Origin of the sequence: Capnocytophaga sp. oral taxon 863 str. F0517 (assembly GCF_000466425.1) — a bacterium.
GTDB lineage: Bacteria > Bacteroidota > Bacteroidia > Flavobacteriales > Flavobacteriaceae > Capnocytophaga.
Genome location: NZ_KE992174.1, coordinates 12,810 through 32,144 on the forward strand (window position 1 = coordinate 12,810; position 19,335 = coordinate 32,144).

16 protein-coding genes and 1 tRNA gene are annotated in these 19,335 nt (G+C 38.9%); 12 read left to right on the forward strand and 5 right to left on the reverse strand.

What is annotated here, in order from left to right:
• Nucleotides 1-12 precede the first annotated feature (12 nt).
• From HMPREF1551_RS11095 to smpB, 3 genes are all read right to left on the reverse strand, one after another.
• Nucleotides 13-2,118 carry a TonB-dependent receptor gene (locus tag HMPREF1551_RS11095; protein WP_021629243.1) on the reverse strand — a complete coding sequence of 702 codons (2,106 nt, stop codon included), beginning with the start codon at nt 2,116-2,118 and terminating at the stop codon, nt 13-15.
• A gap of 244 nt (nt 2,119-2,362) precedes the next feature.
• Complete coding sequence (locus HMPREF1551_RS11100; RefSeq protein WP_034544663.1) at nt 2,363-3,061, reverse strand: tRNA1(Val) (adenine(37)-N6)-methyltransferase; 699 nt, start codon at nt 3,059-3,061, stop codon at nt 2,363-2,365.
• A 10-nt stretch (nt 3,062-3,071) separates the two neighbouring features.
• Nucleotides 3,072-3,542 (reverse strand): SsrA-binding protein SmpB, encoded by a 471-nt coding sequence (smpB, locus tag HMPREF1551_RS11105; RefSeq protein ID WP_021629245.1) that lies wholly within the window; start codon nt 3,540-3,542, stop codon nt 3,072-3,074.
• Nucleotides 3,543-3,677: 135 nt separating this feature from the next.
• Between smpB and trpS the strand changes: the two genes are divergently transcribed.
• The 4 genes from trpS to HMPREF1551_RS11125 all read left to right on the forward strand — a co-directional run bounded on the left by trpS (nt 3,678) and on the right by HMPREF1551_RS11125 (nt 9,660).
• Nucleotides 3,678-4,649, forward strand: a complete 972-nt coding sequence (gene trpS, locus HMPREF1551_RS11110) for a tryptophan--tRNA ligase (protein WP_021629246.1) — start codon at nt 3,678-3,680, stop codon at nt 4,647-4,649.
• Between the two features lie 11 nt (nt 4,650-4,660).
• A complete protein-coding gene (locus HMPREF1551_RS11115; protein ID WP_021629247.1) occupies nt 4,661-6,574 on the forward strand; it encodes a LysM peptidoglycan-binding domain-containing protein in 1,914 nt (637 codons plus the stop codon).
• Nucleotides 6,575-6,706: 132 nt separating this feature from the next.
• Nucleotides 6,707-7,906, forward strand: coding sequence for an OmpA family protein (locus HMPREF1551_RS11120; RefSeq protein WP_021629249.1), 1,200 nt, complete (start codon nt 6,707-6,709; stop codon nt 7,904-7,906).
• 362 nt (nt 7,907-8,268) lie between these two features.
• Entirely contained in the window at nt 8,269-9,660 is a 1,392-nt protein-coding gene (locus HMPREF1551_RS11125) for a Pyridoxal-dependent decarboxylase sheet domain protein (protein WP_021629251.1), read from the forward strand.
• Between the two features lie 251 nt (nt 9,661-9,911).
• On the opposite strand, the gene HMPREF1551_RS11130 is transcribed toward HMPREF1551_RS11125, so the two are convergent.
• Nucleotides 9,912-9,985, reverse strand: a tRNA-Met gene (locus HMPREF1551_RS11130).
• Nucleotides 9,986-10,588: 603 nt separating this feature from the next.
• On the opposite strand from HMPREF1551_RS11130, the gene HMPREF1551_RS11135 reads away from it, so the two are divergent.
• The 5 genes from HMPREF1551_RS11135 (at nt 10,589) to HMPREF1551_RS11155 (ending at nt 13,862) form a co-directional block, all read left to right on the forward strand.
• On the forward strand, nt 10,589-11,278 hold the full coding sequence (locus HMPREF1551_RS11135; RefSeq protein WP_021629252.1) for a MotA/TolQ/ExbB proton channel family protein: 690 nt from the start codon (nt 10,589-10,591) through the stop codon (nt 11,276-11,278).
• Nucleotides 11,279-11,282: 4 nt separating this feature from the next.
• Nucleotides 11,283-11,672 (forward strand): ExbD/TolR family protein, encoded by a 390-nt coding sequence (locus HMPREF1551_RS11140; RefSeq protein ID WP_021629253.1) that lies wholly within the window; start codon nt 11,283-11,285, stop codon nt 11,670-11,672.
• Nucleotides 11,673-11,765: 93 nt separating this feature from the next.
• Nucleotides 11,766-12,515: a hypothetical protein gene (locus HMPREF1551_RS11145; protein ID WP_231374981.1), complete on the forward strand. Its 750-nt coding sequence runs from the start codon at nt 11,766-11,768 to the stop codon at nt 12,513-12,515.
• 173 nt (nt 12,516-12,688) lie between these two features.
• Nucleotides 12,689-13,603: a DnaJ C-terminal domain-containing protein gene (locus HMPREF1551_RS11150; protein WP_021629255.1), complete on the forward strand. Its 915-nt coding sequence runs from the start codon at nt 12,689-12,691 to the stop codon at nt 13,601-13,603.
• Nucleotides 13,587-13,862, forward strand: a complete 276-nt coding sequence (locus HMPREF1551_RS11155) for a chaperone modulator CbpM (protein ID WP_021629256.1) — start codon at nt 13,587-13,589, stop codon at nt 13,860-13,862. The genes HMPREF1551_RS11150 and HMPREF1551_RS11155 overlap by 17 nt, the downstream gene beginning before the upstream one ends.
• Nucleotides 13,863-13,915: 53 nt before the next feature.
• On the opposite strand, the gene lnt is transcribed toward HMPREF1551_RS11155, so the two are convergent.
• Nucleotides 13,916-15,505 carry an apolipoprotein N-acyltransferase gene (lnt, locus tag HMPREF1551_RS11160; protein ID WP_021629257.1) on the reverse strand — a complete coding sequence of 530 codons (1,590 nt, stop codon included), beginning with the start codon at nt 15,503-15,505 and terminating at the stop codon, nt 13,916-13,918.
• 182 nt (nt 15,506-15,687) lie between these two features.
• On the opposite strand from lnt, the gene HMPREF1551_RS11165 reads away from it, so the two are divergent.
• The 3 genes from HMPREF1551_RS11165 to mltG are packed head-to-tail and all read left to right on the forward strand — an operon-like array spanning nt 15,688 to nt 19,328.
• Nucleotides 15,688-17,289, forward strand: a complete 1,602-nt coding sequence (locus HMPREF1551_RS11165; RefSeq protein ID WP_034544664.1) for a hypothetical protein — start codon at nt 15,688-15,690, stop codon at nt 17,287-17,289.
• A 34-nt stretch (nt 17,290-17,323) separates the two neighbouring features.
• Nucleotides 17,324-18,268, forward strand: a complete 945-nt coding sequence (locus HMPREF1551_RS13520) for a DUF4421 family protein (RefSeq protein WP_021629259.1) — start codon at nt 17,324-17,326, stop codon at nt 18,266-18,268.
• A 16-nt stretch (nt 18,269-18,284) separates the two neighbouring features.
• Complete coding sequence (gene mltG / locus HMPREF1551_RS11175) at nt 18,285-19,328, forward strand: endolytic transglycosylase MltG (protein ID WP_021629260.1); 1,044 nt, start codon at nt 18,285-18,287, stop codon at nt 19,326-19,328.
• Nucleotides 19,329-19,335 lie beyond the last annotated feature (7 nt).

Sequence of the window (19,335 nt, forward strand, 5' to 3'; positions counted from 1 at the left end):
GGCTATGAACACTTAGAAAGAGAAGGTAACTCCTATGATACCGTTGGCCTCAGCCGCAGGATAGTATAGTGGCTTGTTCTTCTTGTATCGAGCATTGGGAACATACTTCTTATTCAAGAGGTTATTACCCGTAGCGGTGAACAAGATGGACTTGCATACCTTTTTTGGGAATAGCTCGTAAGAAAGCTGTAGTGAGTGCACTAAATAGCTGTCTAACTTAGCATTGTCTTGGTTTTCATTGCTAAGATATTGTTCGCCTACATACTTGGAAATGAGGTTTATTTGAAAGTTCTCTACAGGTATAAAAGTAAAGGCATTGCCTGCTACCCAGCTGGGAGAGAAAGAAATTTGGGTATTTCCTAAGTTCAAGAGTTCGTTAGGATGGTTAGGGTCTTTGATCTTGTAGTCAATATTTTTATTTTGGCTATAGGATACATTGGGAGCCCATTGCCACTTAGAGCTAAGACGTACCTTGGCATCTACTTCTATACCAACACGATAGCCATCACTATTACGATGGATAGGATAACCTTTGTCATTAAGGTCTCCAGTGCCCACTAACTGATCCTTATATAGCATATAGTATAGGTTGGTATTGAGTTTTACCTTATCGGTATCATACCGCCAGCCCAATTCTAAGTCATTGAGTTTCTCATGCTTAGGAAATTCAGCGCCGTTTTCTCTATCTAAGGCATAATTTTTATAATCATTTCGATTGGGCTCTTTGGTTACATGTGCGAATGAGAAATAAATAGTGTTTTTAGGATCGAAATAGTAGTTAAGTCCAGCTTTTGGGTTTAATGTAGATAGTGTTTCGTTAAAATCTACCTCTTCAAGAAAGGTTTTGAAGTGAGTATATCGGTATTGTACATCTCCAAATAGGCTGAGCTTAGGCGCTATTTGCCAAGTGAGTTTGGCAAAGGCTGATCCTTCTTTCTTATTTCCATAGACATTCTTACCCATCGGTTCTTTGTAAGAATAGCCACCGGTCTCCTTCCAAAGATACTCATCAAAGTGATTGCCTTCATATACATTGGCAGCTCCCCCTAAGACTAGGTCGATGCTATTTTTACGATAATTGGTAGAAAAGACGGTACCATAGAAGTCATTGTCTAGCAGATAGCGAATGATGAAATTGCCAGATCCCCAATTGTCCATTTCTTCCCAATAACCACGGCCTTTGGTATAGTGTAAGGAGAAAGTACTATTCCAGTAAGGGTTCCACTTCTCGCTCCAGTGGAGTTGGGCATTGTCCTGCTGATAGACGTTGACATCGTTGTCATAGAAGAGGGTTTGTCCGTCTTTGACATATTTTCCGGCAGGATTGTATTTTCTATCTTTTTCCAATTGCTGGGCAGTAATACCCTTGTAAGCGAGGTAGCTTTTCACATTTCCCCCAAAAATAAGTCCTTTGATCAGAGTATGCTCATCCTGATAGGCGCCTTGTAGGAAATACGACTTGAGGTTGGAGAAAGCACGATCTATATAACCATCGGAATTGACTTTGGAGAAGTTTCCTTTGACTTCGAAGTGGTCATTGAGCTTTCCTGTGGAGAGTTTTACCGTATGCCTATGTGTATTGTAGGAACCTAAATAGTTGGCGATCTCAGCGTAAGCCTTATCGGAGAAAGCCTCGGTCATCACATTAAGACTTGCCCCGAAGGATCCAGCTCCATTGGTAGAGGTACCTGCCCCACGTTGTACCTGAATACTCTCGGCAGAAGTGGCCAAGTCTGATAAGTTGGAGAAGAAAATTCCTTGAGACTCTGCATCGTTATAAGGAACCCCATTGATGGTCATATTGATACGATAGTTGTCATTGCCTCGGATGTAGATATGGGTATCTCCATAGCCGATACCATCTTCGGCAGAGGAAACCACATTGGGCAGATGGTCCAGCAATAAGGGAATTTGCTGACCAACATTCTTCTGTTGGATCTCCTTTTTAGAGACATTGGAGAAGGCTACCGGTGTAGACTTCTTGGCTCGGACGGCCTGGATGACCACTTCATCCAGTGCGATGGGTTGCTCCTTGGAGGAGTCATTCTCAGCGGGGGCTTCTTGCGCAAAGGCCTGAATAGAGAGGAGTAAAGCCCCACACAACCATTTTTTTTTCATGGTAAAAAGTGTTTTTACAAACAAAGGGGCATTATTTGTCTATTAAAAAAAGGCTTATTTTTGCTACCCAGGTGCAAAAATAAGCCACTTAAATTATATAGTAATCAGATAGTTTATTTTTTTCCTTTGACTGCATTACCAGCCTAAGTTCTATGGGTATGATCTCAGCTTTTTACAGCACCCCTTGAGATGAGCGCAAATTTACGAATTATTTTCGAACAACAGATTTTGTTTAATATTTTATTTAGAATTTTAAATAAAAATTTTTGGTAAGTTCCTGATACTCTTGAGTGTATTGGTGTCGTTCTTTTTCTATGACAAGGGTTTGGGTAAGGGGGGGAAGTACCTTTTCGAAGGAGAGTAGTAGGAGGCTGCGCTTGATGGGAGCCTTGTGGTGTCCCCGAACGTGTAATAGCTGCTTTGGGTGGAGTCCTTGTAGTCGGGCTATTTCTAAAAAATCCTTCTCTTCCTTATAGGGGATCACTACAGAGAATAATCCTGTGGGGGAAAGTAGCGCTGATACGCACTGAAGTAACTCGGAAAAGGGCAGATATTCGTTGGAGCGAGATAGCGCACGGGCTGCAACAGGGGAGAGGGTTTTCTCGGAGAAAAAAGGAGGGTTACTGATGATAAGGTCGTATTTTTCATCCTGGAAAAGGCGAATATCCTGTGTTTTGACCTCGATATGAGGCCAAGGAGCCCGTGAGATATTCTCTTGGCACTCCTGAGCGGCTAAGGTATCACACTCCACCGCACAGATATAGGCCTGGGGAAAGCGCTGTGCCATCATCAGGGACAATAGGCCTGTACCTGCTCCTATATCTAAGATACGGGTGGGAGCTACAGCAGGAGTCCAGGCACCTAATAGAACGCTATCGGTGCCTACTTTCATAGGGGAAAGCTCCTGAGAGATGGAAAACTGTTTGAAGTAGAAGTGACTCAAGTGATAAAAACTATTGGTAAGCCTTTTTGATGCGATCCATTTGGCGTTTGTTGTCCCGATCCTTAATCGTTTCACGCTTGTCATGCATTTTTTTACCGCGAACTAAGGCGATTTCTACCTTGGCAAAGCCATTTTCGCTTAGGAAAACGCGCAAAGGGACGATGGTAAGTCCTGTGTTTTTAACTTCCTTGTGTAGTTTTCGCAATTCTTTCTTCTTTAGCAGCAGTTTACGTTCACTTTTAGGCTTATGGTTGTAATAAGTTCCCCAAGCGTATTCCTCGATTGTCATATTGATGACAAAGAGTTCGCTTTTCTCATTGAACTCACAGAAGCTCTCGGCGATGGAGGCTTTACCCAATCGGATAGACTTAATTTCAGTACCCTGAAGGACAATACCGGCGATGTATTTGTCTAAGATTTCATACTCAAAGCGAGCACGTCTGTTCTGTATATTGACGTTATTTTGGATAGAGGTTTTCATGAATAAGTACGATATAAGTTAGTTCTTGTGTTAGGGGGGCAAAGATACGTTATTTTTATGTAAAAAGGCTTCTATGTGAATTAAAAGTTGTATTTTTGCGGCATAAAAAAATGTTATTCTTTTAGGACAGAAACTATGGCACGAGTACTTACCGGTATCCAAAGTACGGGGACTCCGCACTTGGGGAACTTATTGGGAGCGATATTGCCTGCTTTGCAGATGGCACAAGATGCTCGTAATGAGTCTTTTTTATTTATAGCCGACCTACATTCACTCACCCAAATAAAGGATGGCGTACAGCTTCGGCAGAATACTTATGAGGTAGCCGCCACTTGGCTTGCTTTTGGCTTGGATCATGATCGTGTGACCTTTTACCGGCAGAGTGATGTACCTTATACCACTGAGTTGGCTTGGTATTTGGCATGTTTCTTCCCTTATCAACGCCTGACCTTGGCGCATTCGTTCAAGGATAAGGCAGATCGCTTGGAGGATGTCAATACAGGGCTATTTACCTATCCTATGCTGATGGCAGCTGACATCCTACTCTACGATGCAGAATTGGTACCTGTGGGGAAAGACCAGTTACAACACTTAGAGTTCACTCGCGATGTAGCCTCTCGCTTCAATTATCAAATGGGAGAGACCTTCGTGTTTCCTAAGGAAAGCATCCGAGAGGACATCATGATCATTCCTGGTACCGATGGGGAAAAGATGAGTAAGTCTCGTCGCAACTATATCAATATCTTCCTTCCGGAGAAGGAGCTCAAGAAACAAATCATGTCGATCCAGACAGATAGTACCCCCTTGGAGGCTCCCAAAGATCCGGATAGTTGTAATGTCTTCACACTCTATAAGCTGTTGGCCTCAGAGGTACAAAGTGCGGAGATGGCCGAGCGCTATAGAGCGGGCAACTATGGATTTGGACATGCCAAGACAGCTCTTTATGAGCTTATCTTGGAGAAATTTGCCGAGCCACGCCAAAAATTTGCCTACTATATGCAGCATTTGGAAGAAATAGATGCTATATTAGGAAAAGGAGCAGAAAAGGCGGCAGTAGTAGCTCAACAAACAATCAAGCGAGTAAGAGAGAAATTAGGTTATTTGTAATAAAAATAAACATGAAAAAGATATTACTAATTTTAATGGTTTTTATAGGATTTCCTATTTTTGCACAAACCAAACAACATACCAGTTATACCGTAAAAGAAGGAGATACGCTGGAGGGTATAGCTAAGGTCTATCGTCTCTCTCCTAATGATATAAAGTCACTAAATTCCGCTTTGGTAGAAAAGGGCTTACAAAAAGGAATGATATTACTACTTCCAGGAGAAGAGGTGAGTTACTTTAATAAAAAACAACCCTTAGGCTTTCAGATACATGAGGTAGGGGATAAGGAAACGCTTTATGGACTGGCACAGAAGTATGGTATCACACAAGATGACTTGCGCCGCTATAATATGATTCTCTACAAAAAAGATTTGCGCAAAGGCCAAGAGATTACCATTCCAGTATATAAGGAAGTTACTAAGGAGATTTCCAAAGGTAAAGAAGGACTAACCAAGCATATTGTAAAACCTGGAGAAGGCATATGGCGTATAGCGCAGAACTATGGGACTACTCAGGAAGTCTTAGAGAAGCTCAATCCCAATCTTCCAGATCCTCTTAAAGAAGGAATGGAAATATGGGTACCCGCAGGGCGAAGCGGTCTTCCTCAAGTGACTACCGATAAGGCCTTAGTCCTCTACCAAGTAGAAAAAGGGGAGGGTTTCATGAGCTTAGAACGTAAGTTTGGTCTTTCTCAAAAAGAATTGGAAAAGCTCAATCCCGAGCTCAAGGAAGGTATCAAGCTCGAAGCTCAAATATGGATTCCTAAGAGTAATTTCTTAGATTATATAGCCACAGCAGGCTTAGCTCAGGTAGAGAGTGGAAATACTACAGATGCCAACCCGAAGATAAAGGCTAATATGCGTCCGGCTAATGCCAAGAGGGTATCCTTTGTATTGCCTTTCAAGGTTACAGGAATCCAAGCAGGTAATATGGCCGATCTTAAAATAAAGTTGCAAAAAGAAAAAATGACAGCGGTGGCAGCAGATTTCTATTCTGGAGCTCTTATAGCCCTGGATTCCTTACAAAAAATGGGCTTTTCCCTTACAGTGAATGTATATGATAGCCAAGGAAATGTGCAAGGAGTAAAGACTGTCGCCTCCAGTGAAGCCCTCAAGAATTCACAGGTCATTATAGGGCCTTTTGCTCCTTCTGCCTTTAATGCGCTTTCTGAGGCTATAACCGATGAGAATACCGCTATATTGGCACCTTTGTCTAACAAAAATATAGAATTGCGCCCCAATGTATTCCAGACGGTTCCTACTATAGAAGTACAGCAGAATAGTATGATCAGCTTCATATACCAAAAATATCCAGATGCAAACATTATATTGCTTTCCGATAGCAAGAGTAAGGATATGAATGAGAAGCTACAATCCTCTTTCCTACAAGCTAAAAATGTAGATAATATACAAGGGATACAGAAAGCATTGGTCAAGGATGCTACCAATATCGTATTTGTTTCTTCCGATAATGTAGTGTTCCTCTCCGATGCGATACGTATACTCTATAACACAGCAGGGATCTCAGGCAAGAATAGGAACTATAATATTATCATGGCTACCTTGGACAAGGGTGAGGCCTACGACCATAATAGTATATCCAACACACAGCTTTCAGCGCTGAAGTTTACCTATCCAGCCGCCAATAGATATGCTGGGGAAAATAATGCTTTTATAAGCAAATATCTTAAGACCTATAAGATTTCTCCCAGCAAATATGCCTTTAGAGGATTTGATCTTACTATGGATGCCGTACTTAGAACGAGCCTAAGTGGAAACTTTGTCAAGGAGGTTAATATAGGGGAAACCTCCTATCAGGAAAATAAATTTCAGTACATAAAGAATAGTGTAAAAGGAGGAGGATATGAGAATAGAGCTGTATACATACTTCGCTATGAAGACTTACAGATAAGTGAAATTTATTAGAAAATAGTCAACAAAATTATAAACAATAAGGGTGTGGGTAAAAAAAGATCTTTTTTCCTTTGCTATAACAAAAAAATGTTTTACCTTTGTCCCCACGTTAATGAAATTTAATTAGAATTAAAAATCACATTTATGAGAAAGCAAATTCTAGCTTTGACAGCTCTTGTAGCCTTGGGTGCGAATGCTCAAGAATACAATAAATGGTCGATAGATGTAAATGGTGGTGTCAACAAGCCAACAGTAGGGTTTACATCTGGATATGCGACAAAAACACCAAATCTTTGGACACTTAACGGAGGTGTTCGTTATATGTTTAATAACAAATTTGGTTTGCGATTAGCAGGAGGATATGACAAGATTGAAGAAGGAAAGAATTCTCCTAAATTTAATTCCAATATATGGAATGTAAACTTGCAAGCAGTAGCCAATGTAGGCCGCGTGCTTTCTTTTGAGGATTGGACTCGTGATCTTGGCTTGTTATTACACTCAGGTGTAGGTGTAGGACAACTTAAAGGAGATAATTTCTCTAAAGCAGATAACTTAGGCTTCTTTACTTTCGGTCTTACTCCACAGATTCGCCTTAGTAATCGTGTTTCTTTATTGTTAGATGGTTCTGTCTACTTGTATGCTAGGCAAAACAGAACATTTGATGGTAATGCAGTAACTACCAAACGTGGTTTCCAAGGAACTAACTTCACTGGAACTATCGGTTTGCAAGTAGCACTTGGAAGAAACTTGGTACATGCTGACTGGTACAGCCAAGCTGCTAGCGACAGCCAACTTGCTGAGCGTGTAGCTAAAGCTGAAAACACCGTAGCAGAACTCGCTAAGAGACTTGAAAACAAGGAAGACAAAATGGTGGATACCAACAGCAACCGTGTTCCTGATGAAGTTGAAAACTACATCAACGAAAAATATGGTAGCCTAGCATCTAACCAAGCTGCTCCAGCACCTGCTGCTCCAGCTACTAACTACTCTGGACAATCAGCTCGTGAGCTTATCGAGAAAGGTTACATCAATGTTTATTTCGATCTTGGATCTGCAACTCCTCAAGTATCTTCTTTGTGGGCTGTTGATTTCGTAGCTAACTACCTAAAACAAAACTCAGGAGCTAGCTTGAATGTAGCCGGTTATGCTGACCAAGAAGGTTCAGTTAAGTTCAACCAAAAACTTTCTGCAAGACGTGCTGAAGCAATTAAGAAATTGCTTACTAACAGAGGTGTAAGTGCTTCTCAACTTTCAACAGAAGGAAAAGGAGTAGATAAGACTTCTAACGTTAAGTCAGCTAACGTTCGTCAGCTTGCACGCCGTGTAACTTTCGAAGTAAAATAATTAAATATATTTACTTTAAAAGCCACTCCCAAAAGGAGTGGCTTTTTTATAAAAAATCTTTTCATATTTGTAGAAAAGTAGTATATTTGCCCCTTGTATGAACCTATCATTTTAAGGAATCAGTTACCTATATAATTGTTTGATAATCAATGAATAAGACTATTGAGCCTCCTTCAGTTTATTATGCTGTTATTCTTCCTCTGCATCTGTTACAATGTAGGGTTTTGTCTTTTTTTTCGCTACGCCCTGCCCAAAATATCCTTCGAAGGATAGGAAAGAGCTATGCCCCTCTGAGAATTTGAGTTTTATTTTCTATTTGTTCCTTATCTCTTCCCTAAAAATACAATAAATACGAAAATAAAATGAAAAATAAATATATAGATCTCATAGATCAAACTTACTATTTTCCTCAGGACGAATTTACCTTGGAGGGAGATGAACTTCGCTTCCATGATATAGACCTTATGGAGCTAGTACGCCGCTATGGAGCGCCTCTGAAATTCATGTATCTACCCAAAATTTCAGAGAATATCCAAAGAGCAAAGAAATGGTTCGAAAAAGCTATCAAAAAACATAAATACAAAGGAGAGTACAACTATTGCTATTGTACCAAAAGTTCGCACTTTAAGCATGTGATGGTAGAGGCGCTGAAGAATGATATCCATATGGAGACCTCTTCTGCTTTTGATATTAATATCATCAACAATTTAATTAACGAAGGACTTATTAGCAAAGAAAACTACATCCTCTGTAATGGCTTCAAGCGTGATGCTTATATAGATGGTATTGCTGACCTAATCAATAGAGGATATGATAGATGCATGCCTATTATTGATAATTATGAAGAAATCAATCTTTTTGACCAGAAAATAAAGGAGCGCTATAACATAGGTATACGTATAGCCTCTGAAGAGGATCCTCGTTCCGAATTCTACACCAGCCGCTTAGGGATCGGTTATAAGAATATTGTTCCTTTCTATAATCGAGAGATAAAAGATAATAAGAAGGTAACCCTCAAGATGTTGCACTTCTTTATCAATACAGGGATCAAGGACAATGCCTATTATTGGAATGAGCTTCTTAAATGTCTCAAAGTATATATTCAGCTCAAGAAAGTAGCCCCAGAGTTGGACAGCCTTAATATAGGAGGAGGATTCCCTATAAAAACATCCTTAGCCTTTGAGTATGATTATGCTTATATGGTGGATGAGATTATTCGACAAATTAAAATAGCTTGTGAACAAGAGAAGGTACCAGTACCGAATATCTTTACCGAATTCGGGAGCTTTACGGTAGGAGAAGCAGGAGGAGCCATCTATGAGATTATGTATCAGAAACAACAGAATGACCGTGAGAAATGGAATATGATTAATTCTTCCTTCATCACAACGCTTCCTGATACCTGGGCTATCAACAAACGTTTTGTGCTTCTCCCCATCAATCGTTGGAATGATGAGTATGAGAGAGTACTTTTAGGAGGGCTTACCTGTGATGGAGACGATTATTATAATAGTGAGCAGAATATGAATGCTATTTATCTGCCAAAGTATAATAAGAATAAGCCCTTATATATAGGTTTCTTTAATACGGGAGCTTATCAGGATTCCATAGGGGGAATAGGAGGGCTACAGCACTGTCTGATCCCTCAGCCCAAGATAATACTTATTGATAGAGATAAAAATGGAGAACTTACCTCACGCCTCTTTATGGAGCAGCAAAAGGCAGAGGAAATGCTTAAGATATTAGGCTATTAGTAGTACTTGTCTCTGATATATTCATATTTTTCAATCTCCTCGCAGCCTGACTGCGAGGAGATTCTTTTTTAGTATGCTAGTATTTTCTTTATTCTGAATTTATCTTAGTCATTAAAAGGAGGGAGAACAGACCTTTGTTGCTCATAGCGTATTCGGTAGCGTATTCGGTTCTTAAAATATGCAGGATTTTGGCCATAAAAAAAGAGTGTTTGTAGAATACAACACACTCTTTTTCAGTATTTTACGTTTTGTAGCGAAGACGGGATTTGAACCCGTGACCTTTGGGTTATGAATCCAACGCTCTAACCAACTGAGCTACCTCGCCATGCTTTTGCGGGTGCAAAGATACAACTTTTTTTCATATATACAAAACGATATCCAATATTTTTATCTGATAAAATGTAAATAGTTTATTATTAATAGGTTATGAACCTATAAGAGATGCTTTGATATATAATTGAGATTAAAAAGAAAGTTAAAGGTCTTTAGATGCTTTGTGTTTAGCTGAAAAATGAGTATATTTGCAGTGCTCAATATTTTAGAATATACAAGAAAAAATCCGAGTACTTTCGTAGCTCGGACTTTCGTGAAAAAACTAAACAATTATAAGATTATCTTCAATAAGTGAATTACTCTTTTTGGCAATTCCCTTTTTATTATCAGTAAACTATCTAAGGATTGGTTTTAAAACTTACTTCCTTATTTCGATTGCAAAGGTACGCATATTTTTTGAATCTACAAGTGTCAGATAGTATAAATATATGTTAAAATGTTTAAGTTGTTGATTGATTGAGATTTATAGGGTGGTTTAGCTTTGTTTTCCTAAAAGTATTATGGTTTAAAAATAGGAAGTGATAAAAATATTAAAAAATGAGTTTTTTATAAAGAAAAGATGTATTTTTGCCCCTAAAACTAAATTAAAGGAAATATGTTGTTTTTACAAGCAAATGCGATGTCTACAGCGGAATCAACCACTGAGGTAAAACAAGAAAGTCTCTCTATTATGAGCCTTATTTTAGATGGTGGCCTGGCCAATACCATCATTATAGGGGTTCTATTTCTGATGCTTGCTACGGCCATTTACATCTATTTTGAAAGGACTTTTGCTATCAGTTCAGCCAAGAGGATAGATGCTAATTTTATGAGCGTTATTCGGGATAATATAGCTTCAGGACGCATAGAGGCGGCTAAAAATCTTTGTCTTCAGTACAATAGTCCTGTAGCTCGATTGGTAGGTAAGGGAATCTCTCGAATAGGGAAGCCTATAGATGATATCCATAAGGCTATAGAGAATGCAGGATCTTTGGAAGTCTATAAGTTGGAAAAAAATGTTTCCTTGTTGGCTACTCTTGCGGGGGTAGGTCCTATGATTGGTTTCTTGGGGACTGTGGTAGGGATGGTGATGTCCTTCCATGCTATGGCCACCAATGGACAGGCTGATATGAGCATACTGGCCGGAGGGATCTATACTGCTATGACCACTACTGTAGCAGGTCTTATTGTAGGGATTGTAGCTTATTTGGCTTATAATCACTTGGTGATGAGAATCAATAATGTTACCCAAAAGCTAGAGGCTACTACAGTTGATTTCTTGGATATGTTGAACGAACCTATTTAATAAGATGAGTATCAAATCAACTAATAAGGTAAGCCCAGAGTTTAGTATGTCCTCCATGACGGACATCGTATTCTTATTGCTTATTTTCTTTATGCTTACCGCCTCTAACAATCCTAAGGTATTGGATCTGTTGTTACCCAAGGCACAAGGAAAGTCCTCAACGATTCAAAATGTATCGGTAAGCATTGATAAGGATGCACAATATTATGTAAATAATAAGTTGGTGGATATTTCTCAAATGGAAACGGAGCTTAAGGAAGCACTCTCAGGAATGGAGAATCCGACCATTGTCCTTAGGGTAGAGGAGAGTGTCCCTATAGAAAAGGCTGTTTCTGTTATGGATATTGCCAATCAAAATCAGTATAAACTTATCTTAGCCGTACGGCCTAAGTAATCCTAAGTTATGGTATTGGATACAGTACATAAGCAAAAGTCATTTGCTATTACGCTGATAATAATGGCGTTAATTGTGTTAGCCTTATTAGTAATGAGGCTAACTAATGCTATGGTTTCTGCTGAAGAGGAAGAGGGAATTACCATCACTTTTGGAACGGATCAAGTAGGGATGGGGGATATCAATCCGCCAGAGCCTACCGCTCCATCTCAAGACTTGGAAGATCCTCAGGAAGAATCCAAGATAGAGGAGCAACCTACAGCCAATGAGCCACTACTGACTCAAAATGACCAGACACAAGAAACCCTTGCCCTTCCTAAAGAGGAAGAAAAAAAGAAAACGCCACCTAAGGAGCCCAAACCTAAAAAAACGGAGAAAAAGCCAGCCGCTGCTACCACTGATGCCTTATCAAGTGTCTTGAATGCCTCACCAAAGCATTCGCAGTCCAGTACAGGATCAGGCAATCAGGGGGATGACCAACTCCCAGGCTACAAGGGGGATCCCAAGGGAAATTCTTATGCTAATAGCTTCTATGGAGATAGTAGTGAAGGGGCTGGAAGTGGAAGTGGAAAAGGTTGGGGACTGAGTGGGCGTAAGTATATAAGTGGCGAGAAGATATACCAAGATTGTAACGAATCAGGCTTGGTAATTGTACAGATAGAAGTGGATCGCTCAGGAAAGGTCATTCGTGCTAAGGCAGGGGAGCGGGGAACAACCAACAAGGCTCCTTGCCTATTAGAAGCCGCACGAAAATCCGCACTTACTTACAGATTCAATGCAGATGAGAAAGCACCACAGACACAAATAGGCTTTCTTTCTATTCGTTTTAAATTAGGAGAGTAATGTATTATAGCTTTTTATTAGTTTTTTATTTGTAGAAAAGTTTATATTCTGTAGTTTTTTGTTTGCAAATAGTTTTGCTGAAAGAAAAAAATCCTTTTTTGCTATTAATTTAGGTTAATTCATTAATTTACATTATATTTGTCTCATTGTAAAAAAATATTTAATATAACCCAATGGCATATATTGATTACTATAAGGTTTTAGGCGTAGATAAGTCTGCTTCTTCAAAAGATATCAAGAAGGCATACAGACAGCTTGCTCGTCTTTATCATCCAGATATGAATCCTAATGATAAATCGGCGGAGCAACGTTTCAAGCAGATTAATGAAGCCTATGAGGTCTTAGGAAACTCCAAAAATCGAGCTAAGTATGATAAGTACGGCAAAGATTGGCAACAAGGGGAAGCCTATGAAAATGCTCGACAACAGGGAAGAAACCCTTTTGGAAATGGTTTCGAGGGGGCTACTTATACAAGTGGTAATGATTTTTCAGATTTTTTTAAGGAGATATTTGGTAAGGAGGCTGGCTTTGACCGAGGTGGTTTTGGGACTGCTCATGGAAAATTTAAGGGGCAGGACTTGCACACCGAGCTCACTCTCTCGCTCAGGGATGCGGCTGTTACTCAGCCCACTACCTTTACTGTCAATGGAAAAACAATCCGCATAACACTTCCTGCAGGTATCCAAAATAATCAGCAAATAAAGCTCAAAGGCTATGGTGGTGAAGGAGTGAATGGGGGGCCTAATGGGGACTTGTATATTACTTTCCAAATATTGCCTGATCCTACTTTCGAACGCGTGGGAAATGATCTCAAAACAAAGGTCTCCATTGATATGTATACGGCTATTCTTGGAGGAGAAGTACAAGTGGAAACCCTCTCCGGTAGAGTGAAACTGAAGGTAAGACCTGAAACCCAACCAGGAACTACAGTACGCCTTAAGGGTAAGGGATTCCCAGTATACAAGAAGGGAACCTTTGGCGACTTATTCATCACTTATACTGTAGAACTCCCTAAAAATCTATCGGATAAGCAAAAACAATTACTAGAACAAATGAAAAAACTACAGGAAAATGGAACATCCGCTTAAAATATCAAAAACAAAGATTATAAGGCTCTATAAAATTAAATCCTCTTTTTTTAATGCTTTGGTAGATAACGGACTGATAAAAACTGAGGTTATTGATAGGGTTACTTATGTGAATTATGACCAGTTACCAGCCTTTGAACGCTTTGTCAATTGGCACTATGATCTTGATATCAATGTCCCTAGTATTGAGATTATTCATCGACTTTTGGAGAGAATAAAATTCCTACAAGAGGAAAATCAACGGCTTAGAAAAAAATGAAGTCTTTTCACATGTTTTCTAATTGATAAATGGGTGAAGTATAGTTCCTTGAACTATACTTCACTTCTTTTCTTTAGCAAGGAGGTAAGTAAAATTCCTATTCCTATAAAAGCACTGAGACGTGCTATATAGTCGCCATAGCGAACATAAAAAGTCTTCTTGTCATTGGCCAAGATAGTACCTCTTAAGGCGCCAGCTTTTCCATAATCGAGTGAGCTTATGACCTCTCCTCGCTGATTGATAAAGGCAGAGATACCGGTATTGGCACTTCGGGCAATACTTTTACGGGTCTCTATGGCTCTAAGGCGGGTATAGCTCAGCAGCTGCTTATGTCCTTGAGTATCTCCCCACCAGGCATCATTGGTTAGTATACCCAGGAATTGGGCGCCTTCTCTTACATATTGGGTTACATATTCTCCATAGATAGATTCATAACAGATGACGGGCGCTACCTTCTCATCGGATAAGGAGCTAAGAACAGAGGGAATCTCTTGGGTCGTTTTTACCGCTATGGTACCCCCTAGGTCGATCATAATATCTCCTAAGATAGGTCTCAAAATCCCTTGGAGCGGCATATGCTCTACCCCTACGACTAATTTTGACTTGTGATGGTAGCCCATAATCCCAAATGAGTTCAGCAAAAAAGCACTATTATAGTCATTAAACCAATAGTTTTGTAGTGGATTATAGTTGCTCTGTGCTCCAATCTTACTTTTATCTCGAACAACTTGGTAGATGGAGATACCTACAAGCCAATTCAGCTGAGGGTATTTCTCTAAAAGGGCATGTAAAGAGGTAACCTCTTGGCTATGAGAGATCTCCTCTAACTGATAAACGCCCTCAGAGATGACCGTTTCAGGGGTCAGTACAAAATGGGTGTTATCTGTAACGCTTTCCTCAGCGAGTTTCAAAAGCAAACGGATAGTTTCCTCATTGGAGAGGCTGTATTTTTCCCTATAAGGGTCTATATTGGGCTGTAGGGCTACCACTTCGATTGGTTTTCCTTCTTCCTTATAGAAGGAATATAGCCCCAAAGAGAAACCTATAGGAATAATTACCAATAAGCTGATACCTCCTATACGCTTGTAAAACAGTCTTTTATCTTTGGTTGCTAAGAAGATACGTAAGGAGTGGAATAATAGTATATTCACTACTAACACCCAAAGACTCCCTCCGAAAATACCCGTATATTCATACCACTGTATCCAGCGGATATTTTCAGAAAAGACATTCCCTAAGGAGAGCCAAGGCCAAGAAAAATCCCAATGATGATGGAACTTCTCAAAGGCTATCCATATAACGATAAAGAAGATACTGCTGATCTTAGTAGTATTTCGCTTCGCGACTAAGTGATAGGCGAAAAAAACGATACTCATCAGTAGGCTATTGACTAAAATAGCAAATAGAGCTCCGACTATAGTAGAGTTCCATATCCACCATGTAGTGAGGGTATTCCATACCAAAAAGCTAAGACAAGAAAGTAGGAAGACCTTTCCTTTACAGGGCTTTTGGGTGTTGCGGAGTTGTGCCTCCACAAGTAACAATGGTATCCAAGCAATAAAAATAAACAAGGAACATCCATAAGTAGGCCAGGCAATAGCCATTAGAAGCCCTGTAAGAAGAACCAAAAATAGATGCTTCATAAGTGAGAGTCAAAATAGATCTAAAAACAAATTTGCAAACAGCAGCAAAGTTAAGTAATAATATGCTATTTTCCAAGGTGAGGCCTGTTTTTATTTTCCTTGGAAAAAAACTAAAAAAGCCCCTTAGAAATCGGAAGTTTTTCGTAAATTTGTCCCTTTGTAATCAGAAAAAATCAAGCAAAATGAACAGGATTTTATTCTTATTTTTATATATTTTTCCCCTTTATCTCTTCGCTCAAGAGAAAATTTATATTGATGGAGGGGGGAATACAACCGTTAAAGAAAAGGCAAAATACTATCGCATCATCTCCGAAAAGGGAGGGCACTACCATGTCAAAGACTTTTTCCTAAGTGGAAAGCTCCAAATGGATGCTTATACAACTCGAAAAAAATTTAGAAGTATAGAAGAACTAGTAGGAAAGTTCACCTTCTATTTTGAAAATGGTAAGGTGGAAATACAAGGAGAGGAAGAAAACGGTAATCTTTCCTATAGTGTATATGATGAAAAAGGACGTTTGGATACTTTCTATAAAAAAGAAGGAGAAAATACTTATATAGAGACTTATAATTATGCGGATAATGCTTATGTAAAAGACAAGAAAGAGTTCAATGTAGCCTATTTCCAAGAAAATGCCAAAGTGAAAAAGAGAATACAATTCGACGAAGATATGAAGAAGGCAAGAATAGAAAATGATTATGATGAGAATGATAATGTAAATATAAAATATTATGATGAAGAAGGAAAACTTATAGGATCTCGATACATAAAAGAAAGTGAAGCCCAAGCAGGAATAGAAGTGGATTACTATCACTATCCTACAGAGGTGAAAACCATTACCCAGTGGGATGCCATAGGAAATATAGTGGATGAAAAAACATATTATCGTTCAAGAAAATTATTCTCTGATAGAAAAAAACAAAAAGAAGATGTTCTTATCACCTTCTTCGATTCTAAAGGAAAGAAAATGGGCGAACTTATTTACAAATATAATGAACCTTATGCTGGAGAGGCTTATACCTTGGATGATGAAGGTCACATAGAAGAGAAAAGTACGTATAAACTGGGACATATAGAACAAAGCATCGCTTACTATAAGAATGGAAATATAAAACAACAAACAGACTACAGTATTCATCATGATATAGATAAAATTACTTACTATAATAAGAATAAAAAGATAATAAAAGGAGAATTGTTTTTCAAAGAAGGGGCTTGCTATGAAGGTTATTTGTATAATGATTTGGAAAAAAACGATAGTTATATACTTTACAACAAAGGTGAATTTGCCGGTATCAAGCAAATAGATGAAAATAATATTCTTAGATATTATAAAGAAAAACAGAAAAATGGTCAGATAAACGCAGAGATATATAACGAAAAGGGAGAAAAAGAATACATATATACGATCATAGAAAATAAAAATGAAAATACAGATACTATAGATACAGTTATAAACTTCAAGCAATATGAAAAAGGTAAAGAAATAAATTCAGGGAGTATAAAAAATAAAATATTGCAAAAAGGAAGTATCAAACTAAAAAACAAATGGAATGAAAAACTACAATATTTCTATGTTGTGAAGGATAAAAAAATCATTATGGATTATATCCTAAATAATAAAATACTCAAAACAACCGAACTTAATACAGATTTTAGCGATTTTGGAGAAAACTATTTAAATCACATAGAAGAATTTATCATCACAGAAGATAGTTTTGAACCTTATGTGATGCTTCCAAGTTATATTTTTGACACAAACAATAATCCAATATTGGAGCACTAAAAAGAAATTAATAAAATCAGAATCATAGTAATTGATGGAATATTTCCATCCTACAAAAACAATAAAAAGACTAATAAGAATAACAATCTGTTTTGTATTTGTTTTATTCAATTCGAATATTCTAACAGCCCAACAAAAAGATACGCTATACGTACAAGAATATCCTCATAAGTGGTGGGTAAAATTCTTTGTACCTAATAAGATGCTTACCATCCAGCATGAAGGGATTTCTTATAATCCTACTTATCCACAGAATATAGGAATAGGCTTAGGATTGAGGAAGATTATAGGAATGAATCTGCTGCTTTCTTTTAGTTTATTTCCTCTGAAAACAGATACAGGCTTATCTTCTCATATTACAGATTTCCAAATGCACAAATATGGGAAGAAAATACTCTTGGATGGTTATTACCAAGATTATCGAGGCTTCTTCACTCAAGAAGGGCGACCTTTAGAAAAGAAAAAGTATACTCTTTTCCCCGATCTTGCGGTGAAGAGGTGGGGGATTGATGGTACCTATGTACTCCGTCATAAAAAACTCTCCTTGCGAGCAGCCTTCGAACAGAGTGAAAGGCAGCTAAAATCGGCAGGGAGCCTACTCTTTGGAGCTGGAATATATTATCATAAGCTCCTACCTGATATGGCATTACAAGAGACGATTCCTACAGCCTTTGATAACTATCAAGTAGGCGCTAATATAGGTTATGCTTATTCATGGGTGGTCTCTCCCAGCTGGTTGATGGCCGGTATGGTATCAGCGGGACTTAATTTTGGTAATAATTCACAGGCTTTGGCCTGGCATAACCTAAAGGCTTATCCTGCAAGTATCGGTAGGATGACCATTAATTACAACCGAGAGAATTGGTCTTTTGCGGTCATGGAGATATTTAATAACAAAGTGATATATTCCTCTGATCCCAAACCCTTTATGCTCTTTGCCCCTACTACACAATTGACTATTACCCGACATATAAGATAATACACTGATATAGAAGATGATAAAGAAAATCTTTAAAATAATAGCGCTTACCATCCTCTTAGGAGGGCTAACACTTGCTGGAGCAGGCTACTATATACTGCTTTATCCCAATACCTCCTTTCAGGAACAAGAGAATATATTCTATATTCCCTCGGGGAGTGATTATTCTTTTATCTCGAAGGAACTTTATCCTTCCCTTTCTGATACGAATACCTTCTATTGGGTGGCAACGGCTATGAAATATACCGATCATGTACGCCCTGGCCGCTATGAAATCCGTAAGGGAATGAATAACCTACAGCTGGTACGTATGCTCAGGAACCGAAGCCAACCGGTAAAAGTTTCTTTTAATAACCAAGATCGTTTGTCGCTTTTAGCACAGCGAATTTCTAAAGAGATAGAGGCTGACAGTACTTCGCTGATGAATGCTTTCCTTAGTCCTTATTTCCTTGCTGAAAATGGGACTGACTCTCTCAATATATTGGGGCATTTTATCCCGAACACCTATGAGCTCTATTGGAATACCTCAGCGGAAGAATTTGCCCAACGAATGGAGAAGGAATATAAGACTTTCTGGAATGAAAAAAGAAAAGAAAAGGCCGCTGCTCAAGGACTTACCCCCGAACAGGTCACCGTATTGGCCTCCATTGTACAAAAGGAAACCTATATGGCGGATGAGAGGCCTACCATAGCAGGTGTCTATCTCAATCGATTGAAGGATAAGATGCCCCTACAAGCCGACCCTACCGTGGTTTATGCCATTAAGGAGACTACCGGCAAGTATGATACCATTATCAAGCGGGTATATATCAAAGACACTCAGATTGCCTCTCCCTATAATACCTACCGAATACAGGGCTTGCCTCCTGCGCCTATCGCTATGCCTGATATCTCTTCTATAGAGGCTGTACTATCGCCCGAGGAGCATGAGTATCTCTTTTTTGTAGCCGATACGGCACGTATCGGCTACCATAAGTTTGCCCGCACCCTACAGGAGCACAACAAGAATCGACAGGCCTATAGGAAGTGGCTGGATAGAATAATGACTAATGACAAGTGACTAACCA

Bases quoted from the DNA above. Each gene is read 5' to 3' on its own strand.
- HMPREF1551_RS11135 (WP_021629252.1), top strand. From the start codon at position 10,589: ATGTTGTTTTTACAAGCAAATGCGATGTCTACAGCGGAATCAACCACT.
- HMPREF1551_RS11150 (WP_021629255.1), top strand. From the start codon at position 12,689: ATGGCATATATTGATTACTATAAGGTTTTAGGCGTAGATAAGTCTGCT.
- HMPREF1551_RS11115 (WP_021629247.1), top strand. From the start codon at position 4,661: ATGAAAAAGATATTACTAATTTTAATGGTTTTTATAGGATTTCCTATT.
- HMPREF1551_RS11145 (WP_231374981.1), top strand. From the start codon at position 11,766: ATGAGGCTAACTAATGCTATGGTTTCTGCTGAAGAGGAAGAGGGAATT.
- HMPREF1551_RS11120 (WP_021629249.1), top strand. From the start codon at position 6,707: ATGAGAAAGCAAATTCTAGCTTTGACAGCTCTTGTAGCCTTGGGTGCG.
- HMPREF1551_RS13520 (WP_021629259.1), top strand. From the start codon at position 17,324: ATGGAATATTTCCATCCTACAAAAACAATAAAAAGACTAATAAGAATA.
- HMPREF1551_RS11155 (WP_021629256.1), top strand. From the start codon at position 13,587: ATGGAACATCCGCTTAAAATATCAAAAACAAAGATTATAAGGCTCTAT.
- HMPREF1551_RS11125 (WP_021629251.1), top strand. From the start codon at position 8,269: ATGAAAAATAAATATATAGATCTCATAGATCAAACTTACTATTTTCCT.
- HMPREF1551_RS11095 (WP_021629243.1), bottom strand. From the start codon at position 2,118: ATGAAAAAAAAATGGTTGTGTGGGGCTTTACTCCTCTCTATTCAGGCC.
- smpB (WP_021629245.1), bottom strand. From the start codon at position 3,542: ATGAAAACCTCTATCCAAAATAACGTCAATATACAGAACAGACGTGCT.
- trpS (WP_021629246.1), top strand. From the start codon at position 3,678: ATGGCACGAGTACTTACCGGTATCCAAAGTACGGGGACTCCGCACTTG.
- HMPREF1551_RS11140 (WP_021629253.1), top strand. From the start codon at position 11,283: ATGAGTATCAAATCAACTAATAAGGTAAGCCCAGAGTTTAGTATGTCC.
- mltG (WP_021629260.1), top strand. From the start codon at position 18,285: ATGATAAAGAAAATCTTTAAAATAATAGCGCTTACCATCCTCTTAGGA.
- HMPREF1551_RS11165 (WP_034544664.1), top strand. From the start codon at position 15,688: ATGAACAGGATTTTATTCTTATTTTTATATATTTTTCCCCTTTATCTC.
- lnt (WP_021629257.1), bottom strand. From the start codon at position 15,505: ATGAAGCATCTATTTTTGGTTCTTCTTACAGGGCTTCTAATGGCTATT.